Origin of the sequence: Streptomyces hamibioticus, assembly GCF_047946815.1 — a bacterium.
Taxonomy (GTDB): Bacteria; Actinomycetota; Actinomycetes; order Streptomycetales; family Streptomycetaceae; genus Streptomyces.
In genome coordinates, this window is the sequence record NZ_JBKKQY010000001.1 from 4,864,443 (window position 1) to 4,876,770 (window position 12,328).

Genomic DNA, 12,328 nt, shown 5'->3' on the forward strand with positions numbered 1-12,328 from the left:
GGCAGCCGCGCCCGCGCCACGTCCGGCCAGGCAGTCGCGCCCGCGCTATGACCGGTACGACAGCCCGTGCCCGACGGGATACAGCACCGTCGCCGGGTCGTCCGCCCGGACCACCGGCACCGGCAGCTTCCCGCGCGGCGACTCCCGCCCCGCGATCACCCGGGCCGCCGCCCGCACCTCGACGTCCGTCCAGGAGTAGGCGGCGAGGTAAGCGGGCACGTCCGGCAGCTGGGCCACGTCGTACGGGTTGCGGACCGCGACCGCGACGACCGGCCGCCCGGTCGCCAGCAGCCGGCCGACCAGCGTCCGCTGGCTGCTGTTCGCGGTGACGTTGTACGTGGCCACCACGACCGCGTCGGCGTCCTGGGCCGCCGCGACGGCCGCGTCGATGGCGGCGGCGGACGGGGAGATACCGGTGGACCGGGCGGTCGCCGTGAAGCCCAGGTCGGTCAGGGCGCCCGCGAGCACACCGGTGGGCGGCCCGGTCGTGCCGGACGGCGAGGCCGGGTCGGCGCCGACCACGAGGAGCCTCGGCGTCCGTCGCTTCGACAGCGGCAGCAGCCGCCCCTCGTTCACCAGCAGCGTGGTGGTCCGTCCGGCGATCCGGTCGGCCGCCGCGAGATGCCCGCGGGTGCCGACGGTGCGGTCCACGTCCCGGGAAGAGGTGTACGCGTCCCCGAACAGCCCCAGCTTCGCCTTGAGCCGCAGCACGCGCAGGATCGATTCGTCGAGCCGCGCCTCGGCCAGCTCGCCCTCCTGCACGGCCGTCAGGACCGCGTTCCAGGCGAGGTCCAGGTCCGGCGGGTTGAGCAACTGGTCCACGCCCGCCTTCAGTGCCAGCACCGGCACCCGGTCGTCGCCGTACTTGGTCCGCACGCCCTGCATGCCGAGGGAGTCGGTGACCACCACCCCGTCGTAGCCCAGCTCCTCGCGCAGGATGCCGGTGAGGATGGGGCGGGAGAGGGTGGCCGGGTCGCCGGAGCCGTCGAGGGCCGGGACCATCAGGTGCGCGGTCATGATCGAGTCGATGCCGGCCTCGATCGCCGCCCGGAACGGCGGCGCGTCCAGTTCCTCCCACTGCTCCCGGCTGTGGGTGATGACCGGGAAGCCGGTGTGGCTGTCGGTGGCCGTGTCCCCGTGGCCGGGGAAGTGCTTGGCGCACGCGGCGACACCGGAGCGCTGATAGCCCGTCACCTCGGCGGCCACCAGCCCGGCGACCGCCTGCGGGTCGGCGCCGAAGGAGCGGACGCCGATCACCGGATTGGCCGGGTTGACGTTCACGTCGGCGACGGGGGCGTAGTCCTGCCGGATGCCCATGGCGCGCAGTTCGGCGCCCGCGATCCGGCCGAGGGCACGGGCGTCGGACCGCGAGCCGCCGGCGCCGATCGCCATGGCGCCCGGGAAGAGGGTCGCCGGCTCGCCCACGCGAGCCACTATGCCGTGCTCCTGGTCGGTGGAGATGAGCACGGGCAGCCCGCGCGGCAGTTCCAGGGACGCCTTCTGGATGCCGTTGGAGAGGTCGGCGATCTGGTGCGGGTCACGGGTGTTGTGCGCCCAGGCGAAGTAGATGACGCCGCCGACCCGGTATCTGGCGACCAGCTCGGCGGCGGTGCGGACGCCGATCTCCTTGAGGTTGGCGTCGATGTCGGCCTGGTCGGGCGCGGTGGCGGAGTGGCCGTAGACCCGCATGACGAAGAGCTGCCCGACCTTCTCCTCCAGGGTCATCCGGGAGATGAGGGAACGGAGCCTGTCGTCGTCGGGCCGGTCGGCACCGGCCTGCGCGGTGCCGGTGCCGGCGGCCGCCACGGCGGCGGTGAGGCCCGCGGTGGCGGCGAGGACGGCGCGTCTGGAGGGCTGGGCGGTGCTTGCTCTGCTTCCTGTGCTTCCCGTGCTGCTGTCGTGCACGTGCGCTCCTTCCGGAGGGGCCGCTGGCTGGGACGTGCGGGAGCGTGCTGGGCGTGCGGGGAGGTGCTGGGCGTGCTGAAGCCGCACTGAAGGAAACTTCCGAGGAGTCACCAATATCCGGGAAGTTTCTGCCAGTCAAGGGAACGCACAGGAGTCGTGAACGGGCCGCCGTCGGCGTTGTGGGAGGGGGGCGCGCCGACGGCGGCGTGCTGCCGGCCGCGGTGCGGCGGAGAGGGTGGCCGGCGATCGCAGCCAGTGGCGAGGACCGCCACCGCACCGCGAGACTCGTCCGGCAGCGTACGGGTGGGACGCGCGAGGCCGGGGCCGGGTTCCCGCACCGGGCGAGGGCTCCCCGTACCGGGGTGAGGGTTCCCTACCAAGGGTCCTCGTGGGTGACCCCGCACCGGGGTGGGTGACCCCGCATCGGGGCGAGTGTCCCCGCATCGGGGTCAGGGTCCCCGCATCGGAGCGAGGGTTCGCATCGGAGTAAGAGTCCCCGCGCCGAGGTCAGAGCCCCGCGCCGGCTGGTCCGCGCAGGGTGAACGGTGCGAGTCGGTGCCCGTGCCCTCAACGGGGCCCGTGGGCCGACACGGCCGGCCAGTGCTCGCGCAGCGCCCGTACCGTCTCCGCGATCGCCGGACGCCGCGCCGCCCCCGCGCGCCACAGGGCGTACAACCGCCGTACGGGCAGCGGGTCGAGCGGCACCTCCACCACCCCGTCGGGCAGCGGACCGCGCCCCAGCCGGGGGATGACGGCGACGCCCAGTCCGGCGGCGACGAGAGCGACGAGGGTCGGGTTCTCGTCGGCCTGGTGGACGATGTCCGGCTCGTGCCCGGCCGTGCGCAGGGTGCGCATCAGCCAGTCGTGGCAGACCCGCCCGGGCGGCTGGCAGATCCACCGCTCTCCACCCAGCTCCGAGCGGCGCACCCCGGTGCGCCCCGCGAAGGGATGCCCCGCGGGCACGAGCAGGTCGCACAGGTCCTCGCCGATCACCGCCTGCTGCACGCCGGCCGGTGCGGGCAGCGGCGCGATGTCCCAGTCGTGCGCGACGACCAGGTCGACGGCGCCCTTCGCCACCAGGTCCACGGACAGATGCGGATCGACCTCGGTCAGCCGGGCGTCGAGCGCGGGGTGCCTGACCGCCAGGTCGGCCAGCACGGACGGCATCAGCCCGCGGGCCGCCGACGCGAACGCGGCGATGGTCAGCCGCCCGGCCGCCGCCCCGCGCCGCTCCTCCAGCTCGGTCTCCGCCCGCTCCACGATGGCCAGCAACTCCCGGGCCGTGTCGGCCAGTTGCCGCGCCTCGTCGGTGAGCCGCACCCCGCGCCCCTCCCGCTCCAGCAGCACCGTCCTGGTCTCCCGCTCCAGCTTGGCGATCTGCTGGGAGACGGCGGAGGGCGTGTAGCCGAGGGCCGCGGCGGCGGCCCCGACGGTTCCGTGCACGGAGACGGCGTGCAGGGCGCGCAGTCGCTGGAGGTCGAGCATGACGGCTCCTCGGGCGCTCGGCGGTGCTTGACCGCTCAGCTGATTGCTTAGCAAGTCTTCACCCAATCATGCAGCAATCATCGCTGGTGCTACACGGTTGCTCCGGGTGACCCTCGACGCATGCGACCCTCCCGGATGCCCCCGTCCCACCTCGGCCTCGCCGTGCTCGTCGCCGCCGTCTGGGGCGTGAACTTCACCGTCATCGCGATCGGCCTCGACCACTTCCCGCCGCTGCTCTTCTCCGCGCTGCGCTTCCTGGCCGCGGCGCTCCCCGCGGTGTTCCTCGTGGGCCGCCCGAAGGTGGCCTGGAAGTGGATCGTGGGCGTGGGGCTCATGCTCGGTGCGGCCAAGTTCGGCCTGGTGTTCATGGGGATGGACGCCGGGATGCCGGCCGGGCTGACCTCCCTGGTGCTGCAGATCCAGGCGGTGTTCACGGCCGTGATCGCCGCGGTGGTGCTGCGGGAACGGCCCACCCGCATACGGGTGGTGGGCATGCTCGTGGCCCTCGCCGGGATCGGCGTCGCGGCGGTCGACGAGGGCACGAGCGGCCCGCTCGGCGCCTTCGCGCTGGTGGTCGCGGCGGCGGCCTGCTGGGGCGTGTCGAACGTCCTGACCCGCAAGGCGTCGCCGCCGGACGCCCTGAACTTCATGATCTGGGTCAGCACCGTCCCGGTCCTGCCCCTGCTCGGCCTGTCCCTCCTGCTGGAGGGCCCGTCCCGGGACCTGGCGGCGCTCCGCGCGCTCGACTGGCAGGGCGCGGGCACGGTGCTGTTCGTCGCCTGGGTCGCGACCGTCTTCGGCTTCGGTGCCTGGGGCTGGCTGCTGCGCCGCCACCCGGCGTCCACGGTGGCGCCGTTCTCCCTGCTGGTCCCGGTCTTCGGGATGTCGTCCGCGGCCCTGTTCCTGGGCGAGCCGGTGACCCCGCTGCGCTGGTGCGCGGCGGCCCTGCTGGTGGCCGGGGTGACGCTGACGACGGTCGGGCCGGGCAGACGCGCGGGCACCGCCGAAATGGATCAGCGGGTTTACCTACCGTCTCCGGATCGCACCGCTGAAACTATTTGTCGGGAGAACTCTTCACTCGATTGCCGCGCATCTGCGGGAAGCGGGCCGCGTTAGTCGGGATATGACCAAGGCGGCTGGGGAAAAATGCGCCCCCGGAAATTCGGGCGGGACAAAATGACCACAGCGCGGGCGGTCCCGGCGGGGCCCTACGTTTACATTCCGGCGCCGAAGCAATCCGCGGGCGCGGTGAGAGGGGCCCTCACAAAAGACGGACGCCTTATTACGCTCATGGAAACGGAAAGTATTCTGCGGGATTTTCTGAGCGTCATGGGCGAACTGCAGGCGGAAGCTGCTCGGCGGTGGGGCGAGACGAACTCATGGCCCGCCTTCGCGGGATCTGAGTGATCGGGTCGCCTGGTGTACGACGGATACATGGGTCATTCCCCGGAGTATCCCGGCCATTACGGCGGTGGCGCCGGCGGGGCGGGCACCGGACGGCATCGCGCACCCGCCGAGGACCTCTCGGTGCCCCTGGTGCCACCGGACCCGCTGTGGGACCCGGCCGAGGAGCTGGCCTTCATGCTCCAGGACGCGATGGAGGAGGGCCGCCCCCGGATTCCCGCTCCGCGTGACGAGGTCTCGGTCGCGGCCCCCGTCCCCGGAAGCCCCATGGGGACGCTTCAGGAGATCACCGCGGAACTGCCGCCGCTCAGGGACGCCGCCCGCAGCCACCGCAAGGTGCGCGAACGGCGTCACCTGGGCGCGGTCCGCACCATCGGCCGCGTCGTCGCCGCTCTCGTCGCCGTCGGAGCCTCGGCGGTGAGCCTCTTCAGCGCCGTGGTCGCCTACGATCCGCTGCGCGCCGTCGCCGAGTCCCGCATGCAGGTCGGTTCCGTCGCCTGGTGGCCCCTGCTGGTCTACGGCCCGTGGCTGGTGGCCTCGCTGTCCGTGCTGCGGGCCGCCCTCTACCAGCGCCGCGCGACGCACTCGTGGTGCGTGGTCCTCGGCTTCTCGGTCATCGGCATGCTCCTGTGCGTCGCCCAGGCGCCGAGGACCGCCACCGACATCGCGGCGGCGGCCCTGCCGGGCCTTGCCTCCCTGGCCTGCTTCCAGCAGCTCGTACGCCAGATCACCCTGACCCGGCCGCCACGTCGGGCGACGCCGCGGCACAGGCTGCGGCCGCCCGCACCGGATGCGGGCGTCGAGGCGGAGGAGACGGCGGCCCCGAGCGCGGACGAGGACGCCCCCGTCGTCCAGGGCGCGCAGCCCGACGGCGCTCCCGGGCCCCGGCCGGCGGGGCCCGCGTCCCGGGCGCCGGAGCCGGGCACCGGCACGTACGTGATCAGCGACTGCCGGACCGGCCCGGCGGAACCGGGCCGGCCGCGGATCCGCCCGGGCGTGGCCGGGGAGAAGGTCAGGCCGACTCGCTGAGCAGCCGGACGAGGTGCTCGCGCCCCCCGGCCAGCAGGCCGGGGAGCGGGGCGGCGGCCTCGTACCAGCGCTTCTCGTACTCCCAGCACAGCCAGCCGTCCCAGCCGTGCCGGGACAGGATCTCCACGCACTCGGCGAGCGGGAGGACACCGGCGCCGAGCGGGAGCGGGGTGGTGTCCTCGGCGGAGGCGATGTCCTTGACCTGGACGTAGCCGAGGTGGGGGGAGAGGGCAGCGTGGGAGTCGGTGGGCTGCTCGCCGCCGAGCCAGGTGTGCATGACGTCCCAGAGCGCCCCGACCCGGCCGTGGCCGACCAGCCCGAGGACGCGCATCGCGTCGGCGCCGGTGCGGTGCGAGTCGTGGGTCTCCAGCAGGATGCGCACACCCGCTTCGGTGGCGTGCTCGGCGGCCGTGCCCAGCCGGCGGGCGGCGATCGCGTCGGCCTCGTCGGGGCTCTGGTCGCCGCCGCCGGGGAAGACCCGGACGTACGGGGCGCCCAGGTCGCGGGCCAGGTCGAGGAGGGCGCGGATCTCGTCGATCACGGGCTTGTCGTCGCCCGGCGCGGCGACCCGCGGGTAACCGGCGACGGCGAGGATCTCGACGCCGGCCGACCGGAACCGGGCCGCGACGTCGGCGCGTTCGGCCGGGGTGAGGCCGGGGTGGACCGGCTCCTCGGGGTGGGCGCGCAGTTCGACGCCGTGGTAGCCGTGGGCGGTCGCGAGCCCCAGCACATCGGTCAGGGGCAGGCCGGGGACACCGAGGGTGGAGAACGCCAGCTTCATGTCGTCGGACCCTACCCGCTGCGACGCCGGTCACTCGGCGTCCTGCGCCGCCGACGGCGCCGTCACTCCCTCGGCGCCGCCGACGACCCGCGCACCATCAGCTCTCCCCGCACCGTCGCGATCCCCCCGGGCGGCGGTTCCTCCCGGCCCATCGCGATGCGCCCCGCGCGTGCTCCCGCCCCGGCGAGCGGCAGGCGCACCGTCGTCAGGGCGGGCACCGCGTCGATGCTGAACGGCAGGTCGTCGAAGCCGGCGACGGACACGTCCGCGGGGATGCGCAGTCCCGAGTCCCGCAGCGCGGCGCACGCGCCGAGGGCGACCGAGTCGTTCGCGGCGACGACCGCCGTCAGGGTCGGGTCCCTGCGCAGGAGTTCGAGGGTGGCCTCGTAGCCGGACTGCCGGTCGTAGCGGCCGTGGACCGTGCGCCGGGGGTCGTCCTCGATGCCGTGCGAGGCCAGCGCGGCGCGGTGGCCCTCCAGGCGGTGCCGGGTCGTCGTGTGCTCCTCGGGCCCGGCGATGTACCCCAGGCGCCGGTGGCCGAGGCCGATCAGATGCTCGGTCAGTGCCTGCCCGCCCCCGCGGTTGTCGAAGGTCAGCGCCACCGCCCCGGTCTGCGGCGCCGGCGGCCGGCCGCACAGCACCACGCGCGTCCCGGCGTCCGCGAGCCTGCGCAGCTTCGCCGCCACGGCCGCCTGGTGCGCCGCGTCCTCCACCGCGCCGCCGGTCAGCACCACGGCCGCCGCCCGCTGCCGTTGCAGCAGCGTGAGGTAGGTCAGCTCGCGCTCCGGGGAGCCGCCGGTGTTGCACACCACGGCGAGCCGCTCGCCGCCGGCTCTGCCGCCCGGCCCGCCGATCTCGGACTGGATCGCGCTCGCCATGAGCCCGAAGAACGGGTCGGCGATGTCGTTCACCAGGATGCCGACCAGGTCGGACGTCGCGGCGGCCAGGGCGCTCGCCGGGCCGTTGAGCACGTAGTCCAGTTCGTCGACCGCCTTCAGCACCCGCTCGCGGGTGGACGCGGCCACGGGGTAGTTCCCGTTCAGCACGCGCGACACCGTCGCGGGGGACACCTGCGCGCGGGCCGCCACGTCCGCCAGGGTCACCGTCATGTCCTCGTCCTCCGGTCGCGCGTCTCGTCGTACGACGCCGTACGCCCTCGTCACCCGACGCCGTACGCCCTCGTCACCTAACAGGGGACCTTACGGCCGCCGCCCGCCGTTGTTCGCCCCCTCGAACAACTCGCCCCGGCCGCGGTCTTGTCCGGACCACCGTCCACAGGCTAGCTTCGACCCTGATAGAAAGCGCTTGCTGCCGCGCTCACCAGTCAGCCAGTCACCGCTGGCACCTCTGCGGCGCGCGGACCGCGTACGACGCGTACGAAGGGAATGACGTGACACGCAAGACGGTGCGTATCGCCATGAACGGCGTCACCGGGCGCATGGGCTACCGCCAGCACCTGGTCCGCTCCATCCTGGCCATCCGCGATCAGGGCGGCCTCGACCTCGGCGGCGGCACCGTGCTGTGGCCCGAGCCGGTCCTCGTGGGCCGCCGCGAGCACGCGCTCCGCGCGCTGGCCGAGCGGCACGGACTGGAGCACGTCTCGACGGACCTGGACGCGGTCCTCGCCGACGGGAGCGTCGACGTCTACTTCGACGCGCAGGTGACCTCGGCCCGCGAGGAGGCGATCCGGAAGGCGATCGCCGCGGGCAAGCACATCTACACCGAGAAGCCGACCGCCACCGGCCTCGACGGCGCCCTGGAGCTGGCCCGGCTGGCGAACGCGGCCGGAGTCAAGCACGGCGTCGTCCAGGACAAGCTGTTCCTGCCGGGCCTGCTCAAGCTCAAGCGGCTCATCGACGGCGGCTTCTTCGGCCGCATCCTGTCCGTGCGCGGCGAGTTCGGCTACTGGGTCTTCGAGGGCGACTGGCAGGAGGCCCAGCGCCCGTCCTGGAACTACCGCGCCGAGGACGGCGGCGGCATCGTGGTCGACATGTTCCCGCACTGGGAGTACGTCCTGCACGAGCTGTTCGGCCGGGTGCGGTCCGTCCAGGCGCTCACCGCCACCCACGTCCCGCAGCGCTGGGACGAGAACGGCAAGCCCTACGACGCCACCGCCGACGACGCCGCCTACGGCGTGTTCGAACTCGACGGCGGCGCCATCGCCCAGATCAACTCCTCCTGGGCGGTCCGCGTCAACCGCGACGAACTGGTCGAGTTCCAGGTCGACGGCACCGAGGGCTCGGCGGTCGCGGGCCTGCGCAACTGCCGTGTCCAGCACCGGTCCGCCACGCCCAAGCCGGTCTGGAACCCCGACATCCCGGCCACCTACTCCTTCCGCGACCAGTGGCAGGAGGTCCCCGACAACCAGGAGTTCGACAACGGCTTCAAGGCGCAGTGGGAGCTGTTCCTCCGGCACGTCTACGCCGACGCGCCCTACCACTGGGACCTGCTGGCCGGCGCCCGCGGCGTCCAGCTCGCCGAACTCGGCCTGAAGTCCTCGGCGGAGGGCCGCCGGATCGACGTACCGGAGATCGCGCTGTGACCATCCACCTGCCGAACCCCGACGGCACCCTGCGGGCGTACGAACCCCGAACCGACCCCCTCGCCCTCGGTCCGGGAAGCGCTTTCACCTCCCGTACGGTCTTCTCCGCCGCGCACGTCGTCGCCGACCCGTACGCCGACGTGTCGCCCGACTCGCCCGCCGCCGTCGACTGGGACGCCACGCTCGCCTTCCGCCGCCACCTGTGGGCGCACGGCCTGGGCGTGGCCGAGGCCATGGACACCGCCCAGCGCGGCATGGGCCTGGACTGGGCCGGTGCTGCGCAGCTGATCCGCCGGTCCGCCGCCGAGGCGAGGTCGGTGGGCGGCCGGATCGCCTGCGGCGTCGGCACCGACCAGCTCACCGCGGGCACGCTCGCCGAGGTCCGGGCGGCGTACGAGGAGCAGCTCGCGGTGGTGGAGGGGGCCGGCGCCCAGGCGATCCTGATGGCCTCCCGCGCCCTCACGGCCACCGCCACCGGCCCCGACGACTACCTGGACGTCTACGGCCACCTGCTCCGCCAGGCCGCCGAGCCGGTGATCCTGCACTGGCTCGGCCCGATGTTCGACCCGGCCCTGGAGGGTTACTGGGGTTCGGCCGACCTGGACGCGGCGACGGAGGTGTTCCTGGAGGTCATCGCCGCGCACCCGGACAAGGTGGACGGCATCAAGGTGTCGCTGCTGGACGCCCGGCGCGAGGTCGACCTGCGCCGCCGCCTGCCGAAGGGCGTGCGCTGCTACACCGGCGACGATTTCCACTACCCCGAGCTGATCGCCGGTGACGAGGAGGGCTTCAGCCACGCCCTGCTGGGCATCTTCGACCCGCTGGGCCCGCTGGCGGCGGAGGCGGTACGGGCGCTGGACACCGGGGACGTCCAGGGCTTCCGCACCCTCCTCGACCCCACCGTCGCCCTCTCCCGCCACCTCTTCCAGGCCCCCACCCGCTACTACAAGACGGGCGTGGTCCTCCTGGCCTGGCTCGCCGGCCACCAGAGCCACTTCACGATGGTCGGCGGCCTGCAGTCGGCCCGTTCCCTGCCGCACCTGGCCCGCGCCTACGAACTCGCCGACGGCCTGGGCCTGTTTCCGGACCCGAAACAGGCCGAGGAGCGGATGCGGGCCCTGCTCTCCGTGCACGGAGTGGACCAGTGACCGATCTCGAGCGGTTCAGCATCAACCAGATGACCGTCAAGCAGCTGTCCCTGCCCGAACTGGCCGACGCCTGCGCCGCGCTCGGCGTGCGCCACGTGGGCCTGTGGCGCGAACCGGTCCAGGCGTACGGCGTTCAGGCCACGGCCAAGCTGATGCGCGACGCGGGCCTGTCCGTCAGCACCCTGTGCCGGGGCGGCTTCCTCACGGACATCGACCCGGTCCCGCGGGCCGAGGCGCTCGGCGACAACCACGCGGCGATCGACGAGGCCGCCGCGCTGGGCACCGACACCCTGGTCCTGGTCTCCGGCGGACTCCCGGCCGGCAGCAAGGACCTGCACGGAGCCCGGGAACGCATCGCCGACGCCCTCGCCGTCCTCGGCCCCTACGCAGCCGAGCGCGGCGTCCGCCTGGCCATCGAGCCCCTGCACCCCATGTACGCCGCCGACCGCTGTGTGGTCTCCACCCTCACCCAGGCCCTCGACCTGGCCGAGCGCTTCCCGGCCGAGCAGGTCGGCGTCACGGTGGACACCTACCACATCTGGTGGGACGACCAGGCCCCCGCCCAGATCGCCCGCGCGGGCGCGCAGGGCCGCATTCACACCTTCCAGCTCGCCGACTGGACCACCCCGCTCCCGGAGGGCGTCCTCAACGGCCGCGGCCAGCTCGGCGACGGCGCCATCGACATGCGCGAGTGGAAGACCCACGTGGAGGCGGCCGGCTACACCGGCCCGATCGAGGTGGAACTGTTCAACGAGGGGCTGTGGTCCCGGGACGGCAGGGAGGTCCTGACGGAAACGGCGAAGCGGTTCCTGACGCACGCGGCGTAGTGCCAGTGGGACGGCGTCAGTCTTCGAAGAACGCCCAGAAGACGCCGACCTCCTCCTCGGACACGGCGACGAGACCGCAGTCGGTGGTGTAGACGGCCAGGCACTCCCACTGGGTGTCGGGGTTCAGGAGGTCGGCGTCCGGGTTCTCCCGGGCATCCCCGGCGTTGGTGAAGAAGCGTGCGTCCGGACCGAACCGCGACAGAATCTCCCGGGACGAGCTGAACAGCCCGTCCTTGTGCTGCTCGTACCCGGGGCGGTTGGCGGCTTGGTACCACTCGCCTCCGAGTGCGACCAGCAACTGGCCGGCCGGCCTCCTGCGGACCTCGTACAAGGAGTTGCCGAGCACGTCGAGGCTCCAGGGCATGAAGGGAGAGCCCGTACCGCTTCGGTCCTCACCGACTTCCGGTGCGAAGTTGATCGACATCCAGCGCCTCGGGTCGGTGGTCTTGAGCGCCATGACCGCAGCCGTGTCGCGGCGCCAGTCCGTGTGGCTACGAGGCCCCACGCTCACGAACGTCCAGCCGCCCCCGAAGAGGTCGAGCACGGCCGACTTCCAGGACGCGGCGCCGACGGTGGTCTCCTGCTCAGGCAGGGGTTCTTCGATCACACGAAGAAGGCTGCCAAAAAGTCTTCTCCGGCCGTGCAACCCTTCCCCCACCTCGCCGGTCGTACTTGGCATCAGGACACCTCGGTGGGGGGATCCGGGGGGATCGCGAGGGTCCTGGTGGGAGGGGAAACCCCGAGGGGGTCGGGTCGGTGACCTGGCCCCCTCGAAGCTGTCACGGAGCGGGACGGCGGCGGGCGGTCAGAAGAAGACGCCGCAGCGGAGCAGGACGTTCGCGTACGGGCGGGCCCCGCCGGTGCGGACGATCAGGCGGGCGGACACCGACAGTCGTTTGAGGTGCTCGTGCGGGACCAGGTCCAGGGACGGGAAGTGGCCGGCCAGCAGGGTCGCCGCCTCGGGGTTGGCCCGGCACACCTCCTCCTCCGCCGTCGCGCCCTCGGTGACCAGCTCGGCCGGCAGGCCGTCCAGCACCTCGGCGAAGGACGGCACCCCGGCCCGGAACGCCAGGTCGACCACGCGCGGCCCGTCGGGTACCGGCATGCCCGCGTCGCAGACCAGGACCCCGTCTCCGTGGCCCGGTTCGGCCAGGGCGCCGCAGAGGTGGCGGTTGAGGATGCCGGACTTCTTCACCGGGCCTTCTCC

At 73.3% G+C, this 12,328-nt stretch carries 11 protein-coding genes; 5 read left to right on the forward strand and 6 right to left on the reverse strand.

Features of this window, described 5'->3' with window-relative positions:
* Nucleotides 1-45: 45 nt before the first annotated feature.
* Together ACLGIH_RS22150 and ACLGIH_RS22155 are read right to left on the reverse strand one after the other, a co-directional pair.
* Nucleotides 46-1,905 carry a glycoside hydrolase family 3 protein gene (locus tag ACLGIH_RS22150; RefSeq protein WP_416527007.1) on the reverse strand — a complete coding sequence of 620 codons (1,860 nt, stop codon included), beginning with the start codon at nucleotides 1,903-1,905 and terminating at the stop codon, nucleotides 46-48.
* 567 nt (nucleotides 1,906-2,472) lie between these two features.
* A complete protein-coding gene (locus ACLGIH_RS22155) occupies nucleotides 2,473-3,390 on the reverse strand; it encodes a LysR family transcriptional regulator (protein WP_416527008.1) in 918 nt (305 codons plus the stop codon).
* Nucleotides 3,391-3,525: 135 nt separating this feature from the next.
* On the opposite strand from ACLGIH_RS22155, the gene ACLGIH_RS22160 reads away from it, so the two are divergent.
* Nucleotides 3,526-4,506, forward strand: coding sequence for an EamA family transporter (locus ACLGIH_RS22160; RefSeq protein ID WP_416529448.1), 981 nt, complete (start codon nucleotides 3,526-3,528; stop codon nucleotides 4,504-4,506).
* 318 nt (nucleotides 4,507-4,824) lie between these two features.
* On the forward strand, nucleotides 4,825-5,823 hold the full coding sequence (locus ACLGIH_RS22165) for a DUF2637 domain-containing protein (protein WP_416527009.1): 999 nt from the start codon (nucleotides 4,825-4,827) through the stop codon (nucleotides 5,821-5,823).
* On the opposite strand, the gene ACLGIH_RS22170 is transcribed toward ACLGIH_RS22165, so the two are convergent.
* Both ACLGIH_RS22170 and ACLGIH_RS22175 read right to left on the reverse strand, forming a co-directional pair.
* Nucleotides 5,807-6,604 (reverse strand): sugar phosphate isomerase/epimerase family protein, encoded by a 798-nt coding sequence (locus ACLGIH_RS22170; protein ID WP_416527010.1) that lies wholly within the window; start codon nucleotides 6,602-6,604, stop codon nucleotides 5,807-5,809. The genes ACLGIH_RS22165 and ACLGIH_RS22170 overlap by 17 nt on opposite strands.
* A 62-nt stretch (nucleotides 6,605-6,666) precedes the next feature.
* Nucleotides 6,667-7,713 carry a LacI family DNA-binding transcriptional regulator gene (locus ACLGIH_RS22175; RefSeq protein ID WP_416527011.1) on the reverse strand — a complete coding sequence of 349 codons (1,047 nt, stop codon included), beginning with the start codon at nucleotides 7,711-7,713 and terminating at the stop codon, nucleotides 6,667-6,669.
* Nucleotides 7,714-7,994: 281 nt separating this feature from the next.
* Between ACLGIH_RS22175 and ACLGIH_RS22180 the strand changes: the two genes are divergently transcribed.
* Genes ACLGIH_RS22180 through ACLGIH_RS22190 form a run of 3 tightly spaced genes read left to right on the forward strand, consistent with a single transcriptional unit; the run spans nucleotide 7,995 to nucleotide 11,121 of the window.
* Nucleotides 7,995-9,146, forward strand: a complete 1,152-nt coding sequence (locus ACLGIH_RS22180; protein ID WP_416527012.1) for a Gfo/Idh/MocA family protein — start codon at nucleotides 7,995-7,997, stop codon at nucleotides 9,144-9,146.
* The gene (locus tag ACLGIH_RS22185) at nucleotides 9,143-10,294 is read left to right on the forward strand and encodes a dihydrodipicolinate synthase family protein (RefSeq protein ID WP_416527013.1); all 1,152 of its coding nucleotides are present in this window, start codon (nucleotides 9,143-9,145) and stop codon (nucleotides 10,292-10,294) included. Before ACLGIH_RS22180 ends, ACLGIH_RS22185 begins: the two co-directional genes overlap by 4 nt.
* A complete protein-coding gene (locus ACLGIH_RS22190) occupies nucleotides 10,291-11,121 on the forward strand; it encodes a sugar phosphate isomerase/epimerase family protein (protein WP_416527014.1) in 831 nt (276 codons plus the stop codon). Before ACLGIH_RS22185 ends, ACLGIH_RS22190 begins: the two co-directional genes overlap by 4 nt.
* Before the next feature lie 16 nt (nucleotides 11,122-11,137).
* On the opposite strand, the gene ACLGIH_RS22195 is transcribed toward ACLGIH_RS22190, so the two are convergent.
* Nucleotides 11,138-11,728 carry a hypothetical protein gene (locus ACLGIH_RS22195; protein WP_416527015.1) on the reverse strand — a complete coding sequence of 197 codons (591 nt, stop codon included), beginning with the start codon at nucleotides 11,726-11,728 and terminating at the stop codon, nucleotides 11,138-11,140.
* 198 nt (nucleotides 11,729-11,926) lie between these two features.
* A complete protein-coding gene (gene rbsD, locus ACLGIH_RS22200; protein ID WP_416527016.1) occupies nucleotides 11,927-12,316 on the reverse strand; it encodes a D-ribose pyranase in 390 nt (129 codons plus the stop codon).
* Between the last annotated feature and the right edge of the window lie 12 nt (nucleotides 12,317-12,328).

Excerpts from the sequence above, each read along its gene's own strand:
- ACLGIH_RS22160 (WP_416529448.1), top strand. The coding sequence starts at position 3,526 with ATGCCCCCGTCCCACCTCGGCCTCGCCGTGCTCGTCGCCGCCGTCTGG.
- ACLGIH_RS22175 (WP_416527011.1), bottom strand. The coding sequence starts at position 7,713 with ATGACGGTGACCCTGGCGGACGTGGCGGCCCGCGCGCAGGTGTCCCCC.
- ACLGIH_RS22170 (WP_416527010.1), bottom strand. The coding sequence starts at position 6,604 with ATGAAGCTGGCGTTCTCCACCCTCGGTGTCCCCGGCCTGCCCCTGACC.
- ACLGIH_RS22155 (WP_416527008.1), bottom strand. The coding sequence starts at position 3,390 with ATGCTCGACCTCCAGCGACTGCGCGCCCTGCACGCCGTCTCCGTGCAC.
- ACLGIH_RS22165 (WP_416527009.1), top strand. The coding sequence starts at position 4,825 with ATGGGTCATTCCCCGGAGTATCCCGGCCATTACGGCGGTGGCGCCGGC.